This window comes from Pseudomonas agronomica, assembly GCF_025917275.1.
Classification (GTDB): Bacteria; Pseudomonadota; Gammaproteobacteria; order Pseudomonadales; family Pseudomonadaceae; genus Aquipseudomonas; species Aquipseudomonas agronomica.
In genome coordinates this window covers 1-9,549 of sequence record NZ_JAOSHO010000174.1, presented here as the reverse complement: position 1 = coordinate 9,549, position 9,549 = coordinate 1, and the positions used below count along the sequence as shown (strand labels likewise).

The 9,549-nt window shown below is 58.6% G+C and carries 6 protein-coding genes and 1 pseudogene; 3 read left to right on the top strand and 4 right to left on the bottom strand.

All coding sequences use genetic code 11. The features are described 5' to 3' along the window. Window positions 1-254 (top strand): annotated as a pseudogene (locus tag OC610_RS14250) (hypothetical protein); the annotation flags it as partial. Between the two features lie 58 nt (window positions 255-312). Here the strand turns inward: OC610_RS14250 and OC610_RS14245 are convergent. Together OC610_RS14245 and OC610_RS14240 are read right to left on the bottom strand one after the other, a co-directional pair. Next, a complete protein-coding gene (locus OC610_RS14245) occupies window positions 313-2,691 on the bottom strand; it encodes a glycoside hydrolase family 31 protein (protein ID WP_264428523.1) in 2,379 nt (792 codons plus the stop codon). Next, on the bottom strand, window positions 2,688-4,004 hold the full coding sequence (locus OC610_RS14240) for an MFS transporter (protein ID WP_264428521.1): 1,317 nt from the start codon (window positions 4,002-4,004) through the stop codon (window positions 2,688-2,690). Before OC610_RS14240 ends, OC610_RS14245 begins: the two co-directional genes overlap by 4 nt. A 210-nt stretch (window positions 4,005-4,214) precedes the next feature. On the opposite strand from OC610_RS14240, the gene OC610_RS14235 reads away from it, so the two are divergent. Further along, window positions 4,215-5,282 carry a LacI family DNA-binding transcriptional regulator gene (locus OC610_RS14235; protein ID WP_264428519.1) on the top strand — a complete coding sequence of 356 codons (1,068 nt, stop codon included), beginning with the start codon at window positions 4,215-4,217 and terminating at the stop codon, window positions 5,280-5,282. 119 nt (window positions 5,283-5,401) lie between these two features. Here OC610_RS14235 and OC610_RS14230 read toward each other — a convergent pair whose 3' ends face one another. Both OC610_RS14230 and OC610_RS14225 read right to left on the bottom strand, forming a co-directional pair. Continuing rightward, window positions 5,402-5,917: a single-stranded DNA-binding protein gene (locus OC610_RS14230; RefSeq protein WP_024778338.1), complete on the bottom strand. Its 516-nt coding sequence runs from the start codon at window positions 5,915-5,917 to the stop codon at window positions 5,402-5,404. A 9-nt stretch (window positions 5,918-5,926) separates the two neighbouring features. After that, window positions 5,927-7,324: an MFS transporter gene (locus tag OC610_RS14225; protein ID WP_264428517.1), complete on the bottom strand. Its 1,398-nt coding sequence runs from the start codon at window positions 7,322-7,324 to the stop codon at window positions 5,927-5,929. 169 nt (window positions 7,325-7,493) lie between these two features. Here OC610_RS14225 and uvrA point away from each other — a divergent pair. Continuing rightward, the coding region (gene uvrA, locus OC610_RS14220; protein WP_264428515.1) for an excinuclease ABC subunit UvrA at window positions 7,494-9,549 on the top strand (2,056 nt) is incomplete at its 3' end.

The following is a 9,549-nucleotide window of genomic DNA, read 5'->3' as shown; positions in this document are numbered from 1 at the left end:
CCCAGCGCCGCCCTGCCCGGCAAACCACCAGAGAATGCGTGCCCTACAGTGCCATCGATTACATCAAGCCCTATACCTTGACCACTTTCGGCAACGTGAATCACTTTGATGTGGGCTACGCCGGGGCGGACGGCAAGCAGATTACCCGTCGGTTCCGGGTGGCCATCACGGTGACGGAAATGGCGTTCCATGCCGCGTGGTTGACGCAGTCGATTGGCGAGAGGATGCAGGAGCTGTTGGATCTGGATTTGTGAGCCCGTGGGTATGCCCTCCTGGACCGGGAGGGCAAGATTTCCCAAGGAATCAATGAAGTTATTGATGCTCCGGAATGTCGGCCAACTTCAAAGCGGTGCCGCTACGGCCATTGATTCTCAAGGCTCTCCCATCCGCGACCTTCAAGGCCACCTCAAGCTGTTCCCACGCCGGACGAAAATCCCCTGTTTTAGCGATCGTCAAATCAATGAAGTCCAGACCATATTCAACGGTCCATCGGATCACCAGGCAGCCTCCATCTTTCCAGTCATGACTGATGCCGTCATCTTCAAATAACACGCCGCTGGAGGTGCCTGAAGGTGCAGGAAAAATCACCAGCTCGCGACGCCGATCAAGGGCGGGATCGTTAAGCTTGTGGCATTCACCGGTCGGTATCCCAGCCCCCCCTCGCACCAACAAGGGCAAACGTTCCAACGGCGCATCCAGGGAAACGTATTGGCCGCCCTCGTACCAGTCACCGGTGTGCCAGTCGCACCAGCCTGTCGCATTCAGGGGTAGCCATACCTCGCGATCGCGTGCGCCCTGCTCTACGACGCTGGCGACGAGGACGTCCCGGCCAAGAAGGAATTCGTCGTTTTCCTTGAACGTTTGAGGGTCATGCTCGTGATCAAGAAACGTAGGTCGCAGTATGGGCTCGTCTTCGTGACTGGCTTGCCACAGCAAGGTGTAGACATAAGGCATCAACCGGTATCTGAGCCTGATCGCGTCACGGACCGCATCGGTGACCGAAGGATGCATCCATGGCTCATTGACGGTGCCATCGTCGTTCCAGGAGTGAATGGTGAAGCGCGGATGCATCACGCCATTCTGGACCCAACGGACAAACAGCTCAGGATCCGGTTTATTACCCGAGAACCCACCGACATCATGACCCACGTTGTACAACCCCGACAGGCTCATGCCCAGGCCCATGCGAGTGTTGTAGCGAAGTGTTTTCCAGTGGGTCCGGTTGTCACCGCTCCAGGTCTGGACATAGCGCTGCATGCCGGCACACCCTGAACGTGAAATAAGGTAGGGCCGTTCTGATGGTGAAAACCGCTGTTGTGCCTCTAAGGACGCTCTCATCATCAGCAATGCCATGACGGGCCGGATATGTTTGATCGCTATCTCGCGCCCGAAGCCATGACAGCGCGCCTCACCGTCCCACACTTCGAATTCATTGTTATCGTTCCACGTGCATTCAATGCCCAGTTCCAACAGCTGTGATGTGACATTTGACTGCCACCAACCGACAGCGTCCGGGTTGGTGAAGTCCAGATGAGAGCCCTCATCGTCCCAGAACACCGACCGCTCTGGCACGTCCTGCTCAGAGTCGCGAACGAACATCTTTTGATGGGCAACCTCGGCGTAGCGCGGGTGGTCCTGCAGCAGGCATGGCTTTATGTTGGCGATCAGCCTGACGCCGGCATCACGGTAGGCCTGGGCAAGCGCCTTGGGGTCCGGGACCTTTTCACGGTTCCAGTTGAACACATAGCGTTTTTCGCCAATGGAGGTGTACCCGGATGACAGCTGAAAAGAGTCGCAGGGAATATCGTGCTGACGGCACAGTTCAAGAAATTCCAGCAACTGTTCCTGGGCATTATCGGCATCGGTATAACGCATGGTTGAGCCGCTATAGCCCAGGCTCCATTTAGGCAGGAACAAGGTGCGTCCGGTCAGGCGAACGAAAGCCTTCGTCACATCCAGCACGCGGGGGCCTGCAAGTACCCAGTAGTCGAGGTCACCGGCATCCGCCTTGTACCGACGATAGGGTCGGTGATAGTTATCCAGCTCGTTTCCCAGATCAAACAGGCTGGTGTTCAGGTTGTCATAAAACATCCCGAAGCTGGCGTGCTCCTGGTGCGTGATGACAAAGGGAATATGCTTGTACAACGGGTCGGTGCTCGCCGCGTCATAACCCATTGCATCCAGGTTACGCATTTCAAAACGTTTGCCGGCGCGATTCAAATCGCCGGTTTTTTCACCGAGCCCGTAATAGCGATGTTCCGGCGCGCGAAGCTGGTAATGCTCCAGGCCTTCACCATGAGCATCAAGCGTATAGGCTCCGGTAGGCCGATCCGAGACCAACGGCCTCCAGTCCTCGCCATCATGGTATTCCCACTGTAGCCACAGCGGTTGATTCACCGTGATGCGTAGTTTTTTGGTCGTGAGTACCAACCGATCCTGACACTCTTCGACCCGATACGTGGGCAAAGAGAAATCCGCCAACGACTCGCGGGCCCGGCCTTCCCAGGCAACATCCTCCCGGGGCGCGATGCTCCAGGTCCGATCCAGCGCCAACGCGCCAGCCCGCATGAGCAGGACACGCGCCAAACCGTCTTCGAGGATATGGATCCTGAAGAGATGCCGGCCCTCGACCAGGAGCTCGACGTAGCCTTTTTCCTGGGCCTGTAGCGTCCAGACTTTAAGTGACTTCATTGTGCACGCACCGCTTTGGATTTGGACGCTCGGTCCGCGATAAACAAAATCATGAAAAACGCACCTATAAAATCAAAGAGCCCCATCGCAATGAACAATGGGTTGAATCCTATCTTGTCCACGCTGACGCCGATGATCAGCGAGAAAAGGAAGCTGGCAATCCAGGCGCATGAACCGCGCATTCCGTTCACCGTCGCCAACTCATCCCGATCAAACGTTTCGACGACCAGTGCGCTCAACATGCAGGAAATAATCTGATGGCCAAAACCGCCAAGCGAAATAAGCGCTATCGCAACATAGGGGTCTTTCACCTGTGTCATCACGGCGAGCGAAAACATCAGGAACGCGCCGGTGATTGAACTGGCGACAATCGAGTTCACCCGGGTGCATTTGAAAAATCGGTGGTAAGCGCGTGATAGATAACCGCTGGCGATACTGCCCAGATCCGCCGCCAGAAACGGCACCCAGGCAAACAGTACGATTTGCTTGAGGTCCATTCCTCTTTCGTTGGCCAGATACAGCGGCACCCAGAAACTCATGACGGCCCATGCCGGCTCTGCCATGAAGGCAGGAAGCGCGATACCGTAGAATCGCTTGTCCCGACCAATCTTTTTCAGCGCCTTGAAAAAGGGCATTTGCTGGCCGATTTTTTCGCCGTCTTGTTGGATATGCTTCAACTCATCGGGCGATAAGCGCGGGTGGATATCGGGGGCGTGGTAGAGCCACGCCCAGACGGCGGCCCAAATCAGGCCGATCCCCCCGGAAATCAGGAATGCGCCCTGCCAGCCCAGGGATACATGGGCGAGGTAGATGATGGGAGGCGCGAGCATCGCCCCCAGGGAAAAGCCAACCCCCGCCCAGCCCGCAGCGACAGGTCGTTCCTTTTTTGGAAACCAGTCCCCTATCGCCTTGGCATTGGCCGGTGTGGCCGCGGCCTCCGAAGCGCCCATGAAAAAACGCAGGATCGCCAGATGGACCCAACTTGCAGCCCCGGCATGAAGCAGGCACATCACTGACCATACGACGGCGCATACCACGAAGCCGAGCTTGAGCCCGATCGCATCGATCAGCCACCCACAGATAGGTTGGAAAACGGTATAGGCCAGTTGAAACGAGGCGACTACCCACGAGTACTGTTCAGTCGACATGCTGAACGTGGTCTTTAGTTCCGGCGCCAGGATGCCCAAGGAGTTGCGGGTTATATAGTTGACGGTGACGCCGAGCAAAAACAGGGACAGCATCCACCAACGCAGATGCGGGATGAATTTAAGCTTGGCCGAAAGTCGAGCATTGCGTGCGATATCGATAGTCATCAATTCTTCGCCTGTCGCCGGATTGTCCGGCGTTTTGTTTTTATTGAGGCTTGACGCTATGGCAACGGCTTATCGTTCGTACAGAAGCGAGCGTGTATAAATTTACATGCTTCGCTCCAGCCGCCAGTCAGAAACCCAAGGACACTAGGTTCGGTGGCTCTTTTCTGCTATGAAAGCCTTTACATAAATTGTCTCAATGGATTAGTCACGGTGGGGAAATTACGCATTGCCGAAATTGCGGCACAGACCGGCCTGTCCATCGCGACGGTATCGCGGGTGCTCGCCGGCAAAGCAAATACCCGCCCGGCCACGAGAGAAAAAGTATTGGCGGCGGCGCGGCAGCAGGGCGTGATGGAAGACCTCGCCAATGGTCGCTTCCTGCTCAATGGGCTAACCATCTTCGCGCCCTCGCGGGCCTTCAACGTCCGCTCGGATATCTTCTATTACAAAGTCATCCAGGGCATCACGCAGGCGGTCGCGCACCATGATGTCCGAGTCCGCTACTGCGAGCTTGAAGAGGTCGACAGCGACGCCTTGCTGTTTCTCGAAAAGATGAATCAGAAGGACACCGGTGCGGCGATCCTGATAGGCATTGATGATCCGCATATACACCAACTGGCGGCCGATCTCAGCAAACCGACGGTGCTGATCAACTGCATTGATCGCAGCATGCGCCTGCCCTCGATATCGCCCGACCACTTTTTAATTGGCCATTATTCGATCAATTATCTATTCCAGATGGGGCACCGAAATGTCCTGACCCTCCAGTGTCTCAGGCGGTACACGATGGATCTGCGAATACGTGGAATCCGTGATGGATGGAAGGAGCAGAATCTCGAATTTGTCGAAGCAAAACACCTATTGGTTGCCGAAGGTTTTGGCAGTGCTGAATCTGAAACACGGGTAGCAGCCTTCATGGAAAACTGCGCGCCCGACGACCGACCGACTGCCATCCTCGCCGGGGGTGACTTCATGGCAGCCGGGGCCGTGAAAGCGCTGCAGAATGCTGGTTTGAAGGTTCCTCACGATGTTTCGGTCATGAGCATGGACGGGTTCAACCTGGCGGACATCAACGATATACCGCTCACCACGCTTCACGTGCCCCGCGATGAATTGGGCGCAGAGGCGATAAGGGTCTTGAGGCAGCAGCTCTTCGAACCGCGATCGCCTTGTGGCAACCTTCTTCTTGGTGGGCACCTTATCACCGGCAACTCGGTGCGGCGCATCAAGCACAGCGCCAAGCAGACGCCGGTCTATCAGAAGATTATTTATGACTGATTGATTCGCGGTTTTACACAAAGCGAAAAAAACCCTCCTGGCTTTGCAGCGAAGAGGGTTTTTTATCGAACTTGAAGTTTCAGTGAGCGAGGAGCCTCATCGACTGATACCACTGAATCCTAGAACGGAATATCGTCATCAAAGCTGTCGAAATCCGGAGCCGGTTGTGGCGCGGCCTGTTGCGGAGCCGGGCGCTCGCGTTGTGGCTGTGGCGCCGACTGCGGACGTGGGGCTTGCTGGCGCGGAGCCGACTGCTGGTAGTTGTTGCCACCTTGTTGCTGGTCGCCTTGCGGACGGCCACCGAGCAATTGCATGGTGCCTTGCATGTCGACCACGATTTCGGTGGTGTAGCGCTTGATGCCGTCTTTTTCCCACTCGCGGGTCTGCAGCTTGCCTTCGATGTAGACCTGCGAACCCTTGCGCAGGTATTCACCGGCGATCTCAGCCACTTTGCCGAACATCGACACGCGGTGCCATTCGGTCTTCTCGACCTTCTGGCCGGTTTGCTTGTCGGTCCATTGTTCGCTGGTCGCCAGGCTCAGGTTGGTCACGGCGTTGCCGTTAGGCAGGTAGCGAACTTCTGGATCCTGGCCGCAAGTTCCGACCAATATGACTTTGTTAACCCCACGGGCCATAACGTTCTCCTAGGCTTCGCACGCTGCCGGGGCCGGGTTGTTCACCAGGCGCTCAAGCGTCGCACGATCCAATAATTCGGTGTCCAGTTTGATATACACGGCCGCCTCGTCGGCGACCACCACTGCATCGGTTACTCCCACGACGGCCCTGAGGCGCTCGGCCAGGCCTGCTTCGCGGATGGCTTCGGGCGACAACGGCAAGCGCAGGCTCGTCACATACGGAGGTTCGCGCATGGTAACAGCAAAGGCCAACCAAAGTGCAGCCAGCGCGGCACATCCCAGGAACACAACCGACAAACCGCCATGCTGGAACAACCAGCCGCCGAGGATGCCGCCCAGTGCCGAACCCAGGAACTGGCTGGTGGAATAGACCCCCATCGCCGTGCCCTTGCCGCCCGCCGGAGAAACCTTGCTGATCAACGACGGCAGCGACGCCTCCAGCAGATTGAACGCGGTGAAGAACACCACCGTGCCAATCACCAAGGCTCGCAGGCTGTCGCCAAACTGCCAGAAGAATAGCTCAGTGAGCATGAGCGTCACGACGGCGCCGAGTAAAACTCGTTTCATTTTGCGTCGCTTCTCGCCATAGATGATGAACGGAATCATCGCGAAGAACGAAATCAGCAATGCCGTCAGGTAGACCCACCAGTGCTGCTCTTTGGGCAGGCCGGCCTTTTCCACCAGCGCCAGTGGCAGTGCCACGAAGCTGGACATCAGCATGGCATGGAGTACGAAGATGCCCAAGTCCAGGCGCAGCAGGTCAGGATGCTTGAGCGTCGGTATCAACGCCTGGCGGGCGACTCCGGATTCGCGATGCTGCAACGGCCCGGTAGAACGCGGCACGATAAACGCCACGATCAGCACACCTACCAACGCCATGGCCCCGGTCGCGAGGAACAGGCCCGACAAACCGAAAGCCCGCGTCAACAACGGTCCTATAACCATGGCGACAGCGAACGACAGGCCAATCGTCATGCCGATCATCGCCATGGCTTTTGTCCGATGCTGTTCGCGGGTCAGGTCTGACAGCAATGCCATGACAGCGGCGGAAATAGCACCCGCGCCTTGTAGGATCCGTCCGGCGATCACGCCCCAGATCGAGTCTGCGTTCGCCGCCAGCACGCTGCCGAGGGCGAACACGATCAGCCCCAGGTAAATGACCGGACGGCGACCGATACGGTCGGAAATGATCCCGAAAGGGATCTGGAAAATCGCCTGGGTCAGGCCGTAGGCGCCGATCGCCAGCCCGATGAGGGCCGGGGTCGCGCCCGCCAGGTCCATGCCATAGGTCGCCAGAACCGGCAGCACCATGAACATGCCCAGCATGCGAAAGGCGAACACCAGGGCCAGGCCGCTTGCCGCGCGGGTCTCGCCGCTACTCATGCGTTCGCTGTGGAGATCGTGCATGGAAAAACCTCGTGTGAACCGGCGGGGATTCTACCAGTCCCATCGATTGAGGGGGTATATGGCGACCGTTTGCCGCGCAGTCTTCATGTATGGCACTTGATAGTGTGTATCCATCCAGTATTTACCCGTATACTCCTACGTTTTCGACGCCCGCCGAGCGAGGCCACTTTTGGACAAGATCCTGATTCGTGGGGCCCGTACCCACAACCTGAAGAACATCGACCTGACCCTGCCACGGGACAAGCTGATCGTCATCACCGGCCTGTCCGGATCCGGCAAATCATCGCTGGCCTTTGACACCCTGTACGCCGAAGGCCAGCGACGCTATGTCGAATCGCTGTCGGCCTACGCACGGCAGTTCCTGTCGATGATGGAAAAACCCGACGTCGATACCATCGAAGGCCTGTCGCCGGCGATCTCCATCGAACAGAAGTCGACCTCCCACAACCCCCGTTCCACGGTCGGCACGATCACCGAGATCTACGACTACCTTCGCCTGCTCTATGCACGCGTCGGCGTCCCCCGCTGCCCCGACCATGACATTCCGCTGGAAGCCCAGACCGTCAGCCAGATGGTCGACCTGGTGCTGGCCCAGCCCGAAGGCAGCAAGCTGATGCTCCTGGCGCCGGTCATCCGCGAGCGCAAGGGCGAGCACCTGATGGTCTTCGAGGAACTGCGCGCCCAGGGGTTCGTACGTGCGCGAGTCAACGGCAAACTGTGCGAGCTGGACGAACTGCCGAAGCTGGATAAACAGAAGAAGCATTCGATCGATGTGGTGGTGGACCGCTTCAAGGTCCGCGCCGATCTCCAGCAACGCCTGGCCGAATCCTTCGAGACAGCGTTGAAGCTGGCCGACGGCATCGCCCTGGTGGCGCCGATGGACGACGAGCCCGGTGAAGAGATGATCTTTTCCGCACGCTTCGCCTGCCCGATCTGCGGCCATGCGATCAGCGAGCTGGAACCCAAGCTGTTCTCGTTCAACAACCCGGCCGGCGCCTGCCCGACCTGCGACGGGCTGGGGGTCAAGCAGTTCTTCGACACCAAGCGCCTGGTCAATGGCGAACTGACCCTGGCCGAGGGCGCGATACGCGGCTGGGACAGGCGCAACGTCTATTATTTCCAGATGCTCGGGTCGCTGGCGGCCCATTACAAGTTCAGCCTGGACAAGCCGTTCAGTGAGCTGCCCGCCGACCAGCAGAAATTCATCCTGCACGGCAGCGGCTCGCAGAACGTCGACTTCAAATACCTGAACGACCGTGGCGATATCGTCAAGCGCTCGCACCCGTTCGAAGGCATCGTGCCAAACCTGGAGCGGCGCTACCGCGAGACCGAATCGGCCAGCGTGCGCGAAGAACTGGCCAAGTTCCTCAGCACGCAGCCGTGCCCCGATTGCCGCGGCACCCGCTTGCGCCGCGAAGCGCGGCATGTGTGGGTCGGAGAGAAGACGCTGCCAGCGGTCACCAATTTGCCGATTGGCGATGCCACCGATTATTTCGGCGGCTTGAAACTCACTGGGCGCCGAGGCGAGATCGCCGACAAGATCCTCAAGGAAATCCGCGAGCGCCTGCAGTTCCTGGTGAACGTCGGGCTGGATTACCTGACCCTCGATCGCAGCGCAGACACCTTGTCCGGCGGCGAAGCCCAGCGTATCCGCCTTGCCAGCCAGATCGGCGCCGGCCTGGTGGGCGTCATGTACATCCTCGACGAACCGTCCATTGGCCTGCACCAGCGGGATAACGACCGCCTGCTCGGGACCCTGAAGCACCTGCGGGATATCGGCAACACCGTCATCGTCGTAGAGCATGATGAAGATGCGATTCGCCTGGCGGATTACGTGGTGGACATCGGCCCAGGTGCGGGCGTCCACGGCGGGCACATTGTCGCCCAGGGCACTGCCGCCGAGGTCATGGCGCACCCGGACTCGCTGACCGGCAAATACCTGTCGGGCCGGGTAAAGATCAAGGTTCCGGCCAAGCGCACGCCACGCAACAAGAAGTTGTCGCTGACCCTCAAGGGTGCCCGCGGCAACAACCTGCGCAACGTCGACCTGGAGATCCCGATTGGCCTGCTCACATGTGTCACCGGCGTGTCGGGGTCCGGCAAGTCGACGTTGATCAACAACACGCTGTTCCCGCTCAGTGCCACCGCCCTGAACGGCGCCACGACCCTGGAAGCCGCCGCTCACGACAGCATCAAGGGCCTGGAGCACCTGGACAAGGTCGTCG